The following is an 18543-nucleotide window of genomic DNA, read 5'->3' as shown; positions in this document are numbered from 1 at the left end:
AAATATTTATTTTGAAATACTTAAAGTGTCGTAAGCATCCTGCTCAGAAACTTCCAAAGGAATGATTTCCATACCATCTTTGACTTGTTGAATTCCTTCAAAGATTATACGGTCACCTTCCTCAAAACCATCAGCAATATAAAACACACCATATCTTTGGATGGGCTTGAAGCTTCTGACTCTTACTTTATTATCCTTGGTGATGACATATACATAATTGTATTCTTGTATCTCAAAAGTTGATTTTTGAGGAATCAGGAAAATATTTTCCAAGGTATTGGTTGTCTGTATTTTGCCACTTGCACCATGCTTGATCAATTGATCAGGATTAGGAAATCTCACCCTAAATGCAATAGAACCAGTACCTCTTTCGAAATCAGCCTCCATGGTTTCTTGCTTTCCCTTATATGGATACACTTGGCCATCCGAAAGTATTAATGTCAATTCTTCATCCAGACCATTAACTTCATTTTCCATTTTCTCCCTCATATACCTCAGATACTCATTTTCAGTAACTTTGTAATAAGCGAAAACTTCAGATATATCTGTGATATTGGTCAAAAGGTCACCTGCCGTGACCAAGCTCCCTGTCTTAAATGGTATTCTATCGACTATTCCGTCAAATGGCGCTTTGACTGTTGTATATGAAAGTCCGGTTTTTGCATTCTTAAGCATGGCTTCAGCTTCAGCAATCGCAGATTGAGCCACAGCACGCTTTGATCGAGCCAATTCTAATTCAGAAGCTGAAATGATGTTTTTATCAACCAGTATCTTAAGCCTTTCTACTTCAAGAGAAGCTGCCTTGGCTTCCGCCTCAGCCTGACGCAATTTAGCATTGGCTGAATTAACCATTTCATTGAATTCCATAGAAGATAATTGAAAAAGAGTCTGTCCCTTTCTCACCACTTGTCCTTCGTCAACATAAATCCTGTCCATAAAGCCTTCAACTTTTGACCTGACTTCTACAAATTGGACTGCCTGCAAATCACAGACATAAGTTTTTGGAAGTTCAATACTTCTTGACTGCAACTCCAATACTGGAATATTTACCAGTTGGTCTTTATTTTGGTTTTTCCCATTTCCAGAACTACAGGAAACTAGAATTGAGAGCGCCATCAGAATAATGGCAGAAAATACTTTTGGAAACCAATTAAATATTGGTCCAAAAGTTTCATTGTAAACTTTTGATGTCATTTTGATCGTATAATACTTGAATGAATAATCCTTTGGAAGATTATTTGGGCTTTTTGTAAACTGTAAATAGGTAGGATTCTAAAAAAATCTAAGGACTAGGGCGCGTTGGTGGAAATGATGTGCTCTAGAAGAAAAATCTGATAAATTATAACTTCGGCAATGGCCGGCTTTTCATCTGGTTGATTGAACGTTTCAAACCTCAATATCGTCTGAATCTGATCAATTATTTTTATCAGCTCTAACCTTTGGGTTTTTGTTTGTTTGTTACCTGTAGGTCTGGAGATAGAAGTCGGAAAATCTACATAATCGAATTCTGCTTCATCAACAAATTCTCCAAAATATTCAAAATTTTCTTCCTCTTCTAACCCGTCATATACTGCAAGCACAACGAAAAACAATGACAACATCAAGGAAAAAATCCTGATGAGCATTCTAAATTCACATTGCGCCTTTTTTATCATCCTGCAAAATTAACTAAAATATCAAAACCGCAATTATTTTTTGAGATATTGATTTATTTAAAACTTTATAATGCTTCACACGGTCGATATTTCCCTTAACGATTAAAGTGCAATGAAAAGTTTTCTTTGATTAAAATTTACCAAAAATGAAATTAAGAGGGCCGGTTTGGTATTTTTTTCCAATTTTTGCTGAAGATATGGCAGTAGCATTGGATATATGAAAAAAGAAGATCTTAGAATTATTTTTATGGGCACACCGGAATTTGCTGTGCCTTCTTTAGAAATTTTGATGGAAAATGGATGGAATGTGGTTGCTGTTATTACAGCGCCAGACAAACCCCAAGGAAGGGGCCAAAAATTAATTGCCTCACCGGTCAAAGAATGTGCCCTAAGATATGGGATACCAGTCCTTCAGCCAACCAATTTGAAATCACAGGAATTTTTAAGCGAACTGAAGCAATACCATGCTGATGTGCAAGTAGTGGTGGCTTTTCGAATGTTGCCCGAAGCAGTATGGAATTTACCGCCATTGGGTACTTTCAACCTGCACGCCTCACTTCTCCCAAATTATCGTGGGGCTGCACCTATCAACTGGGCAATTATCAACGGAGAAAAAGAAACAGGAATTACTACTTTTTTCCTGAAGCATGAGATTGATACAGGAAGTGTTATTTTTCAAGAGAAAGAACCTATTTATGAAGAGGATAATGTCGGCAGCCTTTATGAGAGATTGATGGCAAAAGGATCTCAATTGGTACTAAAAACCATTAAAGAAATTGCTTCTGGAAACGTACAGGCTAATCCCCAGGATGAAAATTTGGCGAGGCACCATGCCCCCAAAATATTTAAGGAAACATGCCAAATCGATTGGACAAAGTCTGCACAAAAAATCCATAATCTAGTAAGAGGACTTTCCCCCTATCCTGGGGCTTGGACCACTTTAGATGGAAAAAACTGTAAGATTTTCAAAACCAAAATAAATGAAAAGAATATCCATGGTTTGGCCCCAGGAGAATTCTATTCTGACGGCAAAAGCCAACTTATTTTCCAAACAGGCGATAACAGCTTGTCTATTCTGGAACTACAGCTAGAAGGCAAAAAAAGGCTGACAATTGAGGAATTTCTCCGTGGTAATAAATTATAATTTACATTCCCGATCGGTTTTTTTATAAAAATACACTAAACCCTTATATACTAGGAGGTTAAGCCCATTTTTATTAACTTGGGTCAAAATCATACTTGAACCATGAAAATTCAATCTCTACTTTGCACTCTCATTTTTGTAACAATTTCTATTTCTTCTGAGGCACAATTTCTGGACAGAGTTAAAAAAGCTGCTGAAAGAGGCGTAAGCAAAGCAGTAGAAAAACGTATTGAAGCTGAAGCAGAAAAAATCGCCCAAAGGCAACTAGAAAAAGTATTCATGGGGATATATGGACCAGAAGGTTTGCCCGGAATGGATATCGAAAAAATCCTCAGCGGTATTCATGCGGATGTGCCCATAGGAGATCAATATGACTTTACAGGTTATTCAACTATGCTTCTCACAGGCTTGGATGAAAAAGGAAAACCTATTGAACCTATGAATTTAAAATCATTTTTCTCCGATTCAGATTGGGTCATAGGAATGGAAATTGAAATTAAAGAAAAGGAGAAAAAAGACGGAACATCTGTGATAATATATGACTTGGAAAGAAACGCTTCGATCATTCTTTTCGATAATGAGGGTCAAAAAAGCAGGTTAGCCTATGGCTATGATTTTGACAAAATGGCTTCCGGCATGGAAAAAAGTAGTGACGAAATGAATGATGAAAGGGCATTGAATTTCATAAAAACCGGTAAAAGCAAAACTATTTTAGGATATACCTGTGATGAATATCAGAGCGAAGATGAGGCCGGGATTTCAAGCATTTGGATTACAGAACTTGCTGTGGGAAATAAATCGGGTTTTTGGGAAGAAAATAACCCAGTTCTTGCTGCCAGAATGAAAAACCAAAACAGAAAACAATTCAATCACTTACCTCAAGGAGGTATGTTGGAATTGGATTATAAAAGCAAAAAAGATAAAAGTGAGATTCAGATGACTGTCACCGAAATCAATGAAAACTCACATCAAAGTTTCTTGATGTCCGATTATCAAAATGTATTTACTGGCAACCAATAAAGTCCATTTCACTAACCTCCATAATTGATAAAACGCTTTATAGCTTATTTTTTGAGGTTCCACTTTCATCCTCAGCCAAACCTTGGTATCTTGGTCGATAAACTATAATCACCTTGAAAATTTCAATTATTGTAGCAAAGGCCAAAAATGATGTCATAGGAAAAGACAATCAATTAGTGTGGAAGCTTTCCTCTGATTTAAAATTGTTCAAAAAATTAACAACTGGACATCATATTATAATGGGGAGGAAAACCTATGAATCAGTAGGCCGTCCACTGCCCAATCGGACATCTGTAGTCATTACAAGAAACAATCACTATACCCTTCCTGAAGGACATTTAATTGCTCATTCTTTGGAGGAGGCAATTCAAATTTGTATTGGGAGGCATCTTTCTCAGGTATTTATTATAGGCGGAGCTGAAATTTATAACCATGCTTTGAAGTTTGCTGATGAACTTTTGGTCACACAGGTAGATGCTTATCCTGAAGGCGATGCATTTTTTCCAAAAATTGACCCGAAAAAATGGCAAATTGTATCTTCAGAACATTATGAAAAAGATCAAAACAATCAATACAGTTTTGATTTTGTTATCTATAAAAGGAACAGGTAAATGAACCATAAAGTAATTTGGATCACCGGAGCTTCTTCTGGAATTGGTCAGGCACTGGCAAAGGCTTATGATAATTTAGGGTTCAGGATCATTATTTCAGCAAGAAACCAGGAAGCGCTTGAGCAAATAAAAAATCAATCTAAGCACCCAACTAACATCTATGTACTGCCCTTAGATCTCAGCGACCCTGACAGCTTCCCGTCGAAGACCAAAGAAGCCATAAAAGCATTCGGAAAATTAGATGTATTGATCAACAATGGAGGTATCAGTCAGCGTTCATTGGCAGCAGAAACATCCATTGAGGTGGACAGAAAGATTATGGAAGTTAATTTTTTTGGAACTGTATGCCTTACAAAAGAACTTTTGCCCCATTTCATCAATAACAAAGGTGGGCATTTTGTGGCCATTAGCAGTTTGGTAGGTAAGTTCGGAACTCCATTTAGGTCCACTTATGCAGCTTCCAAACATGCCCTTCATGGTTTTTTTGACACACTAAGGGCCGAACATTATCGGGACAACATAAATGTCACAATAGTTTGCCCAGGTTTTATCCGTACCAATGTATCTGTCAATGCCCTCACAGGAGATGGTTCACCCCTCAATGAAATGGATGAGGCCCAGGAAAAAGGGATGTCCCCAGAACAATGTGCAAAACAAATTATAATGGCCATTGAGCAACAAAAAGAGGAAGTCCTTGTTGGAGGTAAAGAAAAATATGCAGTGTACCTGAAAAGGTTTTTTCCTAGTATATTTTCCAAAATTATCAGAAAAGCCAAAGTCAGGTAATAAAAAGTCTTGAATTATACTTTTTCAGTCACTCTTCTAAATGAATTATGACCAACTATAAAGAGGTAAAAGCTGAGATTCTAGCCATAGGAGATGAATTGCTCTATGGTCAGATCATGGACACCAACAGTCACTGGATTAGCCAGGAGTTAGATAAAATCGGTGTCAGGGTAGTAAGAAGAACTACTGTGGGCGATAACCGGGAATCCATTCTTTCTGCGTTTGAAAGTGCAGAAAAAAGAGCCGACATTATTCTGATGACAGGGGGCTTGGGGCCGACAAATGATGACCTTACCAAGCCTTTACTGGCAGAATATTTCAACTGTGAGATCAAACTGGTTCCAGAAGCTTTGGAGGCTGTAAGAATTTTTTTTGAAAGAAGGGGAAGGGAACTGACTCACTTAAATAAGCTTCAGGCACATTTGCCAACAAATTGTACTTATATCCCCAATGAACTGGGAACCGCGCCGGGGATGTGGTTTCATGAAAAAGGAAAAATTTGGATGTCCATGCCTGGGGTACCACATGAAATGAAAAAACTCATGACTGACCAAGTCATTCCCAGGTTAAAAGAAATATTTCCTCTACCCCATATTTACCATAAAGTAATTAAAACCGTCGGGATAGGAGAAAGCTGGCTGGCAGACTTGATCAAGGATTGGGAAGCTAATCTTCCTCCACATATCAGACTGGCTTACTTACCTTCTCTGGGTCAGGTCAGGCTTAGATTGACAGCCTTCGGCAGCAATACCAAAGAACTTGAACAAGAGGTAGAGCAGGAATTAAAAAAACTAAATCCACTGATAGACAAATATATTTATGGTTATAATCAAGAAACACTGGAAGAAGCCATAGGAAGGTTATTGAAGCTACATGGTAAAAATGTGGCTTTTGCAGAAAGTTGCTCAGGAGGATATATCTCTCATTTGGTAACAACAGTACCTGGTAGCAGTGATTATTTTCAAGGCGCTATCATTCCATACCATAATGAATTCAAAAACAACATTCTGGGAGTAGAAAATGATGTTTTGAAAAAATTTGGTGCTGTAAGTGAAGAAACCGTCATTCAAATGGCCGAAAATGTAAGAAAATTATTCCGCTCCGATATTGGTCTTTCCAGTAGCGGGATTGCCGGTCCAAGCGGAGGAACAGATGAAAAACCTGTCGGAACAGTTTGGATCGCATGTGCCATGGAAAAAAAGACCCTTACGAAAAAATTACTGCTAACCCAAGATAGAATGCTCAACATCCAGCTAACGGCTGTGGCAGTACTGAATTTACTGAGGTTATGCCTTGAAGAAAAAACAGAATAAAATTTTTCAATGCAATTTTGCATTGGTAAAAATAAAATTTAATTTTAAAACTCAGAAATAAACCCAATTAAATAATATAAGTATGGCGACTGTAGAAATGCTAATGCCCAAAATGGGTGAAAGTATTATTGAAGGAACTATCCTAACCTGGCTTAAAAAAGAAGGAGATACAATCGAGCAGGATGAATCCGTGCTGGAAGTAGCAACAGATAAAGTGGATACTGAAGTTCCCGCAATTCATGGCGGAGTACTCAAAAAAATATTAGCAAAAGAAGGTGAAGTAGTAGCTGTTGGCGCTCCAATTGCTTTAATTGAAACGGAGGGTTCAGAAAACACTTCCTCAGGACCATCAATTACCAAAACTGAACCAAAAGAAGAATTAATAGCGGCCGCACCTGCCCAAACTCAAACTATTTTGGCAAGCAGTCCATCAACCAGTATCAGTAATGAAGGTGATGGTAGATTTTACTCCCCATTAGTACAAAGTATAGCTAAAGAAGAAAATATCAGCAAGGCAGAATTAGCTGGTATCCCAGGTACTGGAAAAGACGGAAGGGTAACAAAACAGGACATGCTTAACTATGTCAAAAATAGGGGAAGCCAAACTCCTGTATCCAGCACCCAAACTGCACCAACACCTGCTAGCATCTTTACAACAAGTCCATCAAGGGTTGAAGTAAGTATTTCGGCCCATGATGAAATTATTGAAATGGACAGAATGAGAAAAATGATCTCACAAAGAATGGTGGATTCAAAAAGAATCTCGCCACATGTGACTTCATTTGTCGAAGCTGATGTAACCAATATTGTATTGTGGCGAAATAAAACGAAGGATAGTTTTAAGAAAAAAGAAGGTGAAGCACTTACTTTTACCCCTTTCTTCATTGAAGCTGTAGCCAAAGCCATCAAAGATTTCCCTATGATCAATATTTCTGTAGATGGAGATAAAATCATCAAGAAAAAAGACATCAATATTGGGGTAGCGGTAGCACTCCCAACTGGAAATTTGATTGTTCCGGTAATCAAAAATGCAGATCAGTTGAATTTGACAGGACTTTCCAAAAAAGTAAATGATCTGGCCAATAGAGCCAGAAATAACAAACTTTCTCCTGATGAACTTTCAGGTGGAACCTATACCCTATCCAATGTGGGTAGTTTTGGGAATGTAATGGGCACACCAATTATAATGCAGCCTCAAGTTGCTATTTTGGCGGTGGGGGCTATTCAGAAGAAACCAGCTGTGGTAGAAACCCCAACTGGAGATGTAATTGCTATCCGACACAAAATGTTCCTGTCACATTCCTATGACCATAGGGTTGTGGACGGCTCACTTGGAGGAATGTTTGTAAGAAGAGTTGCTGATTATCTGGAAGCATTTGATCTTGAATCTGAGATATAATAAAAAAAGAGGCTTATGCCTCTTTTTTTATTGATATTTCTTTGAACCGCTCTGAAATCACCTTGGCAATTTCATGAATACTGACCGGTTTGGTCAGATAGTTATTCATTCCAACTGCGTATGCAGTCTCTATATCCTCTCTAAAAGCATTGGCCGATAGCCCCACAATCATCATGGATTCGGCACCTTTGATCCCTCTAATGTGCTTTGTTGCATCCAAACCGTTCATTTTGGGCATTTGAATATCCATAAAAATTAGATCAAAGACTCTTCCATTTTTTACAAACTCTAATGCCTCCAGTCCATTCCTAGCTATACTAACCTCATACCCTAACTGGTCCATCAGCATTTTCATAAAAATAAGATTGGTACTGTTGTCCTCTACCAACAGAATATCCATAGGGCATCTTTTGGCTAAATCCAAGAGCTGAACTTCTTCTTCATTCAAATCAAAAATCCTATTTTCACCGAAAACTTCACTTTGGTTGATAACGGAACCAAAAACACTAAAGCCAAACTCCGATCCTACTCCAACTTCACTTCGGATTTCAAGATCTCCTCCCATCAATTCTATGAGTTTTTTGGAGATTGCCAACCCAAGTCCTGTTCCCTGAAACTCCCTGGTATTGCTGCCATCCAATTGGACAAATGGTTCAGTCAGCAGTGCAATTTTCTCTTTGGGGATACCTTCTCCATTGTCTTTTACAACAAAATGAAGAATGATGTTTTCTTCCAACACCGGCTCCACTTCAATTGATACATGTACTTCCCCTTCCTGAGGTGTGAATTTTACGGCATTGCCTATTATATTAAATAGAATTTGAGCCAATTTCTCTTTATCCAATCTGACATATCCAGGAATCAATGGACCAAAAGCGTATGTAAATTTGATCTGCTTTTTTTCAATTAGTCCTGAGAATATCTTGAAAACCCTTATAATCTCATTTTTAAAATGGAACACAGTAAGTTTCAGCTCCATCATTCCTGACTCAATTTTGGAGTAATCCAAAATGTCATTGATAATATTTGTTAGGGACTTTCCTGAATCTTTGATAACTTGAATGTATTGTTTCTGTAATTTATCCAATTGGGTCTGCTCCATTAATTCAACAATTCCCAAAAGACCATTCATTGGGGTTCTGATTTCATGACTCATATTAGCCAGGAACTCAGACTTTGCTTTATTGGCTTGCTCTGCCGCCTCCTTTGCTTCCTGAAGTCCCTTTTCCCAAAGTTTCTGAGCGGTGATATCCCTGGCCATAGTTACCATCCGCTGCTCGTCCAATTTAAAAACCCTGGCTTCAAATATCCTCTTACCAATTGGAACCATCATTTCAAAAGTAATGTATTGAAGTTTGCCTGTTTTTTGAGCTTTATCAAATGCTTCAATCAAGTCTGTACGTATTGGCTCAGGCATAATATCTTTGAAATTATAACCCATTGTTGATTCAGGTGGGGCCATCAGCAAAGTCTTATCCTTGACATAATAATCCCTGAAAACCCCATCATTATCATAGATAAATATAAGGTCCGGCAAACTTTTGAGCACTGCCCTTAATCTGTTCTCACTTTCCTTAAGTTTAAATTCTGATTCAAATTTTTCCTGAATATCAGTGCAGATACCTACATTACCCTTAAAATTTCCGGAATCATCATATAATAACTTTTCAAAAATCTTTACCCTGACCCATTGTCCTCCTTTGTGAAGAAAATCAAATTCAAACTGTAAATTATCTTTCTGGGAATCCATACTTTCCCTGATGAAATTATCCAGTCGGGCGTTGTGTTCTGGACGGATATATTTCTTGAAATTAGTTTTGAAGTCTTCAGGGTTATAACCCAATACCTGTTTTACCTCATCACTTACTGAATACATTTCCCCATTCTCATCCTGAAAATAAATAAAGCCTTTGGACTCCTGTAACAAAAGTGTCTGCCGCCTAAAAAGCTCTTTAATTTCTTTGGCACCAGCTTGAATAGTCGAATTTGCAACCTGAATATTCTTGATGAATTTAAAAAGGATAATAAGTATAAGCACTAAAAGGGAAAGAAGACTAAACAAAATATAAAAATAGTTGATATAAACTTCAAAACCGACTTTTGAGATGTCTTGTATGAATACCACGCCGTATTTATTTTCGAATGGCACCAAACGAAACGGATAATAATGAATCGTAGATTTTTTCGATTTCTCCTGATCTCCAAAATAGGCGCCCCCAACCTTTTGACCTTTGAGACCTAGGTAAAGATCTTCTTGAAGCTTGTCCAATATATCTTTAGATGGAGTAAATGAACGATCATTTTTCTCCAAATTTACCGGATAAAGCACATCATCTCTCCAAATGAATTTTTTAGTATCAAGTCCAAGATAAAAATTACTCAATTGATCATTAAAAAACCTGTCGAGGTTAGTGACAATAATAATTCCAACACCCTTGCTTGCATTTCTAAGTTCAATAACCCTGGGATCATTGTGTCCGAATTGCTCAAGTTCTTGATGAAACTTATGTATAAAATTATTCTTTTGATCATAGCGAAAAGAAACTATTTGCTTTGGAAAAATTACAATTACAGAATCTAGAATGAACCTATGATTATTAAAAATTCTTCTTGCCCTCCTTTCAAAAGCTAATGTCTCATTCGAGCTCCTTTCGTAGGTCCAAGGTTCAAGGTTATTCACAAAAAACAACATGTCCTCGTACATCGCTGAAAAAGTATTCTGGATATCTTTTCCCGCAAGCTCTGCCTGTTTTCCCAACGAAACTTGTATAGATTCTATTTGACTATCTCGCAGCGCAGCAAAAAAATTAAAGGCAAGCAAGGAAATAATGAATGCTACAGCAATTCCCAAAAAAATAAACCACCTGTAAATACCCTTTTTATTACCTGATGCAAAATCAAAGCGACGTCCCTTCATCAATATACCAAATCAAGTATTACCCAATCTAAAACAGTCATTTTAGCAGCAGAAACCTGAATATCAAGACCCAAATCCTTAAGAGTAGCCTTTTTTTCATTATTCAAGATTATTTTTGACGCCAATTCCCTCACTTCTTTACTTTTGCTTCGGAAGAGGTTAAAATCTTCCAACCTGAAACTATCTGAAGTAATCGTTTGCTTGTAGGTATGATTCTTCAAAGGCGGAAGTGAAAGAGATTCAATTGCTTTGGTTTTCCCCGCTACAAGTGTACCGGTAACATCAAAAATCACAAAATTCCGATCAAATTTTTCCAAATAGGATTCTATTATATCATTCAAGGTGATATCAAATCCAAGTACCATTTTAAGGTCATCCCCCACATATATAGGATAAATTAAGGAAATCATCCATCCTCTACCTACTGGATCAATATAAATTTCATCAACCCAAACAGGTTTCCTCTGCGGATTATTCTCTTCTATTGCCTCATAATAAAAATTAAAAATGGTTACATCCAAATCTGGATCTAACATAGCTAAAGCATCATAAGGAGGATATAGCTTATTAAAGTGGTATTTGCTATTAAAATAAACCTGAGTGACAACCGAATTACGCTGTATAATTGATTTGAATTTCTCATCCAGACTTTTTGTGATGATATACATTTCCCTAACCTCGTTAAGATTATCTGCCCTAGAGGGTATATAGATGGTTCCTAAATTAGGGTCCTGAGATCCAGCATTATTGTATACCCCAGCTTGAATTAGGGGAATATCTGAATTTCGGGCTTGGGCAATTAACTGATCAGATTGAGCATAAAGATTTTTGACTTCTTCCCCTAACAACAGAATTTCCTGCTCAAGCTCTTGAAGGTCATACTCCATTAATGAAATAAAGGAATTCAAGTCCATAAGGACATCTTCATATTTTTCTTTTGGTGTGGGTTTACACTGTACCAAAAGCATAGAAAAAAGAGCCCAAAAAACACCCAGATATTTCATCTTAATTTGGAAGATTGATCCTAAAGCTAAAGATTTTGCATCTGAATTTGAAGGCTTTGTCCCATTTCTTTAAAACGTATCATTACTTTGTCAAAAAAATCACCCTCACAAAACCGATCCAGATCATCTTCCACCAATATATCCATCTCTGAAACTTTGAAAGTTTGTTCCAAAGGCCCTTGTTCAAACTTAATCAAAAATTTATTGTTCCAATTGTAAATGGAAATCCTTATATCGGCTTTGGTAAATTCTTTAACTACGCGCATTAGGGTTTTCTAACTTCTGAACTGTAGGTAATTTCTGATTTAAGAGATGAGGCTACAGAACAGTATTTGTCCACCGATAGGGCAACCACTTTGGCAAATTCCTCCTCTTTGGCATCAGGCGAAACCAAAACAAATTTCAAATGGATATGGGTATAATATGCAGGTACACCGTCATTTCTTGTTCCTTCTAATTCAATATAAAAGTCATTTATGGTCTTTCTCTTTTTCTTCATCATGATGACAGCATCCACTGCCGAACACCCACCCAAAGCTGATAAAAGAAGATCCATAGGGGACTGGGCTTTTTTATTGGGCGCATCATACATATCTATGTCCACCTTATTGCCCTGTAAATTTGAAGCTTCATATTCGTAGTCCGCTTTCATTCGGACAGTCACATTCCTTTTGCTCATAACTGATCATTGTTTTTTTGCATGACGGTCAATTAACACTTCTATGACCTCATCAAGTTCAATTTCTTTTGCCTCTAAAAGCACCAAATAATGGAAAAGCAGGTCCGCAGCCTCTCCCAAAAAGAGGTCCTTATTGTTATCTTTAGCCTCAATTACAATTTCCACTGCCTCCTCTCCTACTTTTTGGGCTATTTTATTGATTCCTTTGGCAAATAATGAAGCTGTGTAAGATTGGTCAGAAGGATTTTGTTTTCTTTCTTTTATAATTTTTCTTAAATGGTCAATAAATAAGGTCCTACTTGAATTGGATTCATCAAAACAAGTATCCGAACCAGTATGGCATACGGGTCCTAGTGGTTTTACCTTGACCAAAAGGGTATCATTATCACAATCAACGCTTATAGATTGTACTATCAAAAAATTTCCCGAAGTCTCTCCTTTGGTCCATAACCTTTGCTTGGTCCTGCTAAAAAAAGTGACCTTTTTGGTCTCCATGGTCTTATCCAATGCATCTTGGTTCATATAGCCCAACATCAACACAATATTACTTTCAGCATCCTGTATGACTGCTGGAACTAATCCATCCACTTTATCAAAATCTATATTCAGATTGCTCATTTTTTCAGGGTTTTATGACAGTTTAAATCCTTACGGGTACACCTTCCTGTCCCAAGTAGTTTTTTAACTCAGGAATTGGAATCTCTTTAAAATGAAAGATACTGGCAGCCAAGGCAGCATCAGCTTTACCAAAGGTAAAAACATCTCTGAAATGGGGCATACTTCCCGCTCCTCCGGAAGCAATTACAGGAATACTTAACATATAAGAAATCTCTGCTGTAATTTCATTGGCAAATCCCGATTTGGTGCCATCATGGTCCATGGAGGTCAATAAAATCTCACCGGCACCCCTTTCACAGACCTCTTTTGCCCATTCCTGCGTTTTCAACAAAGTAGGTTTTCTGCCACCATGGGTATGGACAAAATCAATCCCGTCAACATTCCTGGTATCAATAGCAACAACTATACATTGGGAACCAAACTCCAAAGCCATGTCATTGATTAAACCGGGTTGTTTTACAGCAGCTGAATTGATGGAAATCTTGTCTGCTCCTGCATTAAGCAACACTTTTACATCCTCCACAGTAGAAACCCCTCCCCCAACAGTAAATGGAATATTGATAGCTTTGGCTACTTTGGTAACAAGTTCAGCCAAGGTCTTCCGCTTATCCACCGTAGCGGTTATATCCAAAAAAACCAATTCGTCTGCCCCTTGGTCAGAGTAAATTTTGGCGAGTTCTACAGGGTCCCCTGCATCGCGAAGCTGAACAAAGTTTACACCTTTGACAGTCCTTCCATCTTTGATATCCAAGCAGGGTATGATTCTTTTTGTTAGCATTTCTTATTCTACCAGGTACCAAGTACGATGCGCAAAGTACATTGACATCGGCCAGTACAGTTATTAATGTTAAAACATTTTTATAATTACCTCCCTAAAGTCTATCGGGTAAAACCTGCCAATTGCTCAAGACTGATCCTTCCTTCATAATAAGCTTTCCCCACAATCGCTCCAAATACTCCTATTTCAGCTAATTTTTCAAGATCATCTACATTCGATACTCCCCCGCTCGCTATAAGTTTGATACCCGGAATCTCAGATAGAATATCCTTATACAAATCTAAAGAAGGACCCTGAAGCAAACCATCTTTGGCTACATCAGTGCAAATCACATAACTTATACCCTTTGCATGGTATCCTTTGATAAAGTCAATGAGCTCAATTTCAGTTGTTTCTTCCCACCCAGAAATAGCGATTTTCCTGTTTTTGGCATCAGCACCCAAAATTATTTTATCCCCCCCAAACCGTGAAATCCAAGACTCAAACAAATCCTTGTTTTTAACTGCAATACTACCTCCGGTAACTTGATGGGCCCCTAATGCAAAAGCTTCTTCAATGGCAGCGTCCGATTGCACCCCTCCCCCAAAATCAATTGTTAAAGAGGTTCCCTCCGAAATTGCCCTTAAAACCTCTTTGTTTACAATTTTCTTTTGTTTGGCTCCATCCAAGTCTACTAAATGCAATCTCTTAATACCTGCATTTTCAAATCTTTTTGCCATTTCAATCGGACTGTCATGGTATTCTTTTTTTTGACCATAGTCTCCTTGGGTCAAACGGACACATTTTCCATCAATAATATCAATAGCGGGTATTATTTCCATGATTCTAAATGTAAACAGGGCTACTCCCCAATTTTTTTATCAATACTTAATTTGTTCCGAAGACAACATTCCCGACACTACACTTTTTCAAAGGGCAAGAAAATTCTTCAGAATCCTTTCTCCTACCAAACTGCTTTTTTCAGGATGGGCCTGCATGGCATAGAAATTATCCTTATTCATCAATGCTGCAAAATCATGGATATATTGGGTTTTGGCAATTGTAAACTCACTGAGTTCACAATAAAAACTGTGCACGTAATACACATAAGAATGATTATCCAAGCCTTCAAAAAGAGTGCCTTTCAAATCATAGAGATTATTCCAGCCTACATGGGGAACTTTAAATTCTGCTGTATTATGAGGGATAAACCTTTTGACTTTTACAGGAAAAACTCCAAGACAAGTAGTATTATTTTCTTCAGAAAACTCGCATAGTAGCTGCTGGCCCAGACAAACCCCAAAAAAGGGTTGTTTAAGTTCAGGAATCAATAAATCCAGCTTTTTTTCCTGAAGGTATTTCATGGCTGTGCTAGCTTCTCCCTGTCCGGGAAAGATAACTTTGTCCGCACTCGAAATAAATTCCAGATCATCAGTAAGCGTTGGTTCCGCGCCCAACCTTTCCAATGCATAAAGTACGGATTGAACGTTTCCTGCATTGTATTTTATTACAGCTACTTTCATTCAAATTCTTTGAAACCAAGTGATCGGGGCCTTCCCAATCTAAATCATCATGTTAATTTGGAATAAAAAAACGTTCGTGGTCAAGGGATCACAAACGCCTTTCAATTGAATATTAAATCCAGAGTTCTTCTTTATCCCAACACTTATTTTTGTGCTGCTTCAGAAAGCATTTCTTCCAAAACTTCTTCAATTTCAGGAATTGATTGGTACAATTGCTCATAGCTTTCTATCACAAAATACTTATCCTGAAATTTATCCTTCCAGTAAGGAGTATTCATGATTTTTTTGACATTGTACTCATAATGCGCCGGTTCATCGGACAAACTGTATTTGGTTTCTCCTGCAGAACTCAGAATTCCCGCACCATAAATCTTCAACTCCCCATCTTCTCTGATTAGTCCAAATTCTATAGTGAACCAATATATCCTGGAAAGCAGCTCAATGGCCCACTTATCTTCAATATGCTTCAAGGCAATCCCACTAAGTTTTTCCAAAAAGTCCACGTAGGGCTGATTGGTCAACATCGGCATGTGAGCAAAGGCATCATGGAACATATCTGGTTCTTCGAGATAATCCAACTGCTCCATTTTTCTCAACCAAGTGGATGAACAAAATCTCCTATTGTTCATCAGTCCAAAGAACAGATCATCATCAATCAGACCCGGGACAACCTGTATGGACCAACCTGTACTTTTGGCGAGTCTTTTATTGACATCTTCAAAATCGGCAATTCGGTCCGAAGTAAAATTAATCTCTTTAATCCCTTCCAAATATGCCTTGGAAGCGGCTTTTGGCAAATTGACTATCTGCCTGTCAAAGAGAATTTTCCATACTTTAAAATCCTCCTCTGTATAAGCATCATAATCCTGCCTCATCACTTTCAGTCTCGGGTCAGAGAAGACCCAGTCTTTGGGTTTATTCATCATCGTATATTTGGGTTTTAGGACTTCACATAATTAATGCTAAACCTGTGAGTCCTTTCTATTTTTACTCTGATCTCCAATCAAATGTTTTCTAATCCATTAAAACACCATCAAAGAAACAGTCAAAAATAAGCATTTTCGACTGCTTCTTAAATAAAATTTTGTGAATGGAGAATCAAAGCAGTTCAAATGTCTTACGCATGGCAAAGGTTTGCCTTATCCAGTCGGCCAAACGGGCACTTTGGGAAAAATCCAATGTCTGCTGCCCATCGGAATAAGCCTTTTCTGGAATTTCATGGGTCTCATAAATGATTCCGTCTGCACCTGCCATTACTCCTGCCAAGGCCATCTGAGGAACATATTCTCTAATCCCTATTCCATGAGAAGGATCTACAATAACAGGGAGATGAGACTTTGATTTAAGGATAGGCACAGCATTTAGATCCAATGTATTTCTACTTGCCTTTTCATAAGTGCGAATGCCTCTCTCACAAAGAATCAGCTTTTCATTTCCTCCTGAAAACACATATTCTGCTGATTGTAACAGCTCCTCAATCGTGCCGGAAATCCCTCTTTTGATCATTACAGCTTTATCTACCTTTCCCAATTCATCCAAGAGATTGAAATTTTGGGTATTCCTGGCTCCTACTTGATAGATGTCAGTATAAGGATACATTTCTTCAATTTGAGATACCTGCATTACTTCTGTAACAATCTTGATCCCTTCTTCTTTGGCAATGCTGTACCATAGTTTCAGTCCATCTATACCCATTCCCCTAAATGCATATGGACTGGTTCTTGGTTTGAAAACCCCTCCACGCATCATACGAATACCATTTTCCTTTAAATGGGCAACTACTTTTCGGATCTGCTCCTCAGATTCTATGGAACATGGTCCTGCTATTATGGCCATATCCCCATCTTTGATGCAAACCTCATCCCCAAGATCAATGGAAGTGGGTTTTACTTTCCACTTTTTGGAGACCAATTTGTACTCATCAGAAACAATATGAATATCTTCGATACCTTCTTTTTGCCCGATTTTTCTGATATCAAATTCTTTCTTCCCAATCCCTATCAGATAATCACCTAACTGGGTTTTTACCTCTGTGATTTTATACCCGATTTCATGTACCTCCTGAATCAGTGCTTCCTTTTGTTTTGCACTGATATTTTCTTTTAGCTGGATAATCATAATCTATTTAATGACTGATTGTATATAGGACTTGATGTCATTTTTCAAGTCTTTGCTGTTTTTGATAATTTTGATAAATGCACTTCCGATGATAGCCCCATTGCTGTATTGAGAAGCTGTTGAAAAAGTTTCAGCATCAGAAATACCAAATCCTATTAACCTTGGGTTTTTCAGCTCCATGGATTTCACCCTTTCGAAATAAGCTATCTGCTCATTAGAAATACCTGATTTTGCACCTGTGATAGCATGAGCAGAAACCATATAAATGAAACCATTGGAATAGTCATCAATTTCCTTGATCCTTTTTTCGCTGGTCTGGGGAGAAATCAAAAAGGTATTCCTTAAACCATATCGGTCAAACATTTCCTTGTATTCATCGATATACTGCTGCATGGGCAAATCTGGAACTATAAGTCCATCAATCCCCAACTCCTGACATTTCTTGCAGAACTCTTCCATCCCATATTGAATTATTGGATTGAGATAACCCATTAATACAACTGGAAGGCTTACTTTTTTTCGCATATCCTTCAATTGATCGAAGAGTTTTTTCAAGCTCATCCCGTTATTCAAAGCTATCATATTGCTTTCCTGAATAGTAGGTCCATCTGCAATTGGGTCACTATATGGAACTCCCACCTCAATAATATCCGCACCTGCATCTTCTATGGCCTGCATGATGGGCAATGTGTCCTCTAAGTCAGGAAATCCAGCAGTAAAATAGATAGAAAGTACCCGCTCTTTTTTTCTATCAAATAAGTGATCTATTCTGTTCATCCTTTTCTGGATATTAATGTTTGTTTTTGAATCCGTTAGTCTTGCTAAATGGTTGCCATGGTTCTCATTATTGTCGTAGTTGTCTTTGTTCCGATTCCCTTAACAATAAATATTCTTACCACAAATTACCGAGTCTAAATCAAATCTCCCGACAAAAATCTCAAGTCCCTTGATAATTGAGTCTTGCTTCTTGGTTCTTGTCTCTAATTTCTCGTCTCTCAC

19 protein-coding genes are annotated in these 18543 nt (G+C 37.7%); 6 read left to right on the top strand and 13 right to left on the bottom strand.

Going from position 1 to position 18543, the window contains the following annotated elements:
* Window positions 1–6: 6 nt before the first annotated feature.
* Window positions 7–1116 carry an efflux RND transporter periplasmic adaptor subunit gene (locus CLV48_RS06365; RefSeq protein WP_211299912.1) on the bottom strand — a complete coding sequence of 370 codons (1110 nt, stop codon included), beginning with the start codon at window positions 1114–1116 and terminating at the stop codon, window positions 7–9.
* A 173-nt stretch (window positions 1117–1289) separates the two neighbouring features.
* On the bottom strand, window positions 1290–1655 hold the full coding sequence (locus CLV48_RS06360; RefSeq protein ID WP_170068987.1) for a hypothetical protein: 366 nt from the start codon (window positions 1653–1655) through the stop codon (window positions 1290–1292).
* 217 nt (window positions 1656–1872) lie between these two features.
* Between CLV48_RS06360 and fmt the strand changes: the two genes are divergently transcribed.
* From fmt to CLV48_RS06330, 6 genes are all read left to right on the top strand, one after another.
* The gene (gene fmt, locus CLV48_RS06355) at window positions 1873–2799 is read left to right on the top strand and encodes a methionyl-tRNA formyltransferase (RefSeq protein ID WP_211299906.1); all 927 of its coding nucleotides are present in this window, start codon (window positions 1873–1875) and stop codon (window positions 2797–2799) included.
* Window positions 2800–2901: 102 nt separating this feature from the next.
* On the top strand, window positions 2902–3819 hold the full coding sequence (locus tag CLV48_RS06350) for a DUF4412 domain-containing protein (protein ID WP_106566421.1): 918 nt from the start codon (window positions 2902–2904) through the stop codon (window positions 3817–3819).
* 113 nt (window positions 3820–3932) lie between these two features.
* Entirely contained in the window at window positions 3933–4430 is a 498-nt protein-coding gene (locus CLV48_RS06345; protein ID WP_106566420.1) for a dihydrofolate reductase, read from the top strand.
* The gene (locus tag CLV48_RS06340) at window positions 4431–5216 is read left to right on the top strand and encodes an SDR family oxidoreductase (protein WP_106566419.1); all 786 of its coding nucleotides are present in this window, start codon (window positions 4431–4433) and stop codon (window positions 5214–5216) included.
* Window positions 5217–5263: 47 nt separating this feature from the next.
* Entirely contained in the window at window positions 5264–6529 is a 1266-nt protein-coding gene (locus CLV48_RS06335; RefSeq protein ID WP_106566418.1) for a competence/damage-inducible protein A, read from the top strand.
* A gap of 82 nt (window positions 6530–6611) precedes the next feature.
* Complete coding sequence (locus CLV48_RS06330) at window positions 6612–7928, top strand: dihydrolipoamide acetyltransferase family protein (RefSeq protein WP_106566417.1); 1317 nt, start codon at window positions 6612–6614, stop codon at window positions 7926–7928.
* Window positions 7929–7941: 13 nt separating this feature from the next.
* On the opposite strand, the gene CLV48_RS06325 is transcribed toward CLV48_RS06330, so the two are convergent.
* The 11 genes from CLV48_RS06325 to trpA all read right to left on the bottom strand — a co-directional run bounded on the left by CLV48_RS06325 (window position 7942) and on the right by trpA (window position 18321).
* On the bottom strand, window positions 7942–10845 hold the full coding sequence (locus CLV48_RS06325) for a PAS domain-containing hybrid sensor histidine kinase/response regulator (RefSeq protein WP_106566416.1): 2904 nt from the start codon (window positions 10843–10845) through the stop codon (window positions 7942–7944).
* A complete protein-coding gene (locus CLV48_RS06320) occupies window positions 10845–11849 on the bottom strand; it encodes a PDC sensor domain-containing protein (protein WP_106566415.1) in 1005 nt (334 codons plus the stop codon). Before CLV48_RS06320 ends, CLV48_RS06325 begins: the two co-directional genes overlap by 1 nt.
* Before the next feature lie 26 nt (window positions 11850–11875).
* Window positions 11876–12115 (bottom strand): hypothetical protein, encoded by a 240-nt coding sequence (locus CLV48_RS06315; RefSeq protein WP_106566414.1) that lies wholly within the window; start codon window positions 12113–12115, stop codon window positions 11876–11878.
* Window positions 12115–12528, bottom strand: coding sequence for an OsmC family protein (locus CLV48_RS06310; RefSeq protein WP_106566413.1), 414 nt, complete (start codon window positions 12526–12528; stop codon window positions 12115–12117). Before CLV48_RS06310 ends, CLV48_RS06315 begins: the two co-directional genes overlap by 1 nt.
* Before the next feature lie 6 nt (window positions 12529–12534).
* Window positions 12535–13146: a bifunctional phosphoribosyl-AMP cyclohydrolase/phosphoribosyl-ATP diphosphatase HisIE gene (hisIE, locus tag CLV48_RS06305; RefSeq protein WP_106566412.1), complete on the bottom strand. Its 612-nt coding sequence runs from the start codon at window positions 13144–13146 to the stop codon at window positions 12535–12537.
* Between the two features lie 22 nt (window positions 13147–13168).
* The gene (gene hisF, locus CLV48_RS06300) at window positions 13169–13924 is read right to left on the bottom strand and encodes an imidazole glycerol phosphate synthase subunit HisF (RefSeq protein ID WP_106566411.1); all 756 of its coding nucleotides are present in this window, start codon (window positions 13922–13924) and stop codon (window positions 13169–13171) included.
* Window positions 13925–14025: 101 nt separating this feature from the next.
* A complete protein-coding gene (gene hisA / locus CLV48_RS06295; RefSeq protein WP_106566410.1) occupies window positions 14026–14745 on the bottom strand; it encodes a 1-(5-phosphoribosyl)-5-[(5-phosphoribosylamino)methylideneamino]imidazole-4-carboxamide isomerase in 720 nt (239 codons plus the stop codon).
* Between the two features lie 87 nt (window positions 14746–14832).
* Window positions 14833–15426, bottom strand: coding sequence for an imidazole glycerol phosphate synthase subunit HisH (hisH, locus tag CLV48_RS06290; RefSeq protein WP_106566409.1), 594 nt, complete (start codon window positions 15424–15426; stop codon window positions 14833–14835).
* Between the two features lie 143 nt (window positions 15427–15569).
* Window positions 15570–16352 carry a phenylalanine 4-monooxygenase gene (locus CLV48_RS06285; RefSeq protein ID WP_106566408.1) on the bottom strand — a complete coding sequence of 261 codons (783 nt, stop codon included), beginning with the start codon at window positions 16350–16352 and terminating at the stop codon, window positions 15570–15572.
* 172 nt (window positions 16353–16524) lie between these two features.
* On the bottom strand, window positions 16525–17544 hold the full coding sequence (gene aroF / locus CLV48_RS06280) for a 3-deoxy-7-phosphoheptulonate synthase (protein WP_106566407.1): 1020 nt from the start codon (window positions 17542–17544) through the stop codon (window positions 16525–16527).
* A gap of 3 nt (window positions 17545–17547) precedes the next feature.
* Window positions 17548–18321, bottom strand: coding sequence for a tryptophan synthase subunit alpha (gene trpA / locus CLV48_RS06275; RefSeq protein ID WP_106566406.1), 774 nt, complete (start codon window positions 18319–18321; stop codon window positions 17548–17550).
* Window positions 18322–18543: the final 222 nt, after the last annotated feature.

Origin of the sequence: Cecembia rubra, from assembly GCF_003014575.1 — a bacterium.
Lineage (GTDB): Bacteria > Bacteroidota > Bacteroidia > Cytophagales > Cyclobacteriaceae > Cecembia_A > Cecembia_A rubra.
The sequence above is the reverse complement of the archived record's forward strand: the minus strand, read 5'-3'. Positions and strand labels throughout refer to the sequence as shown.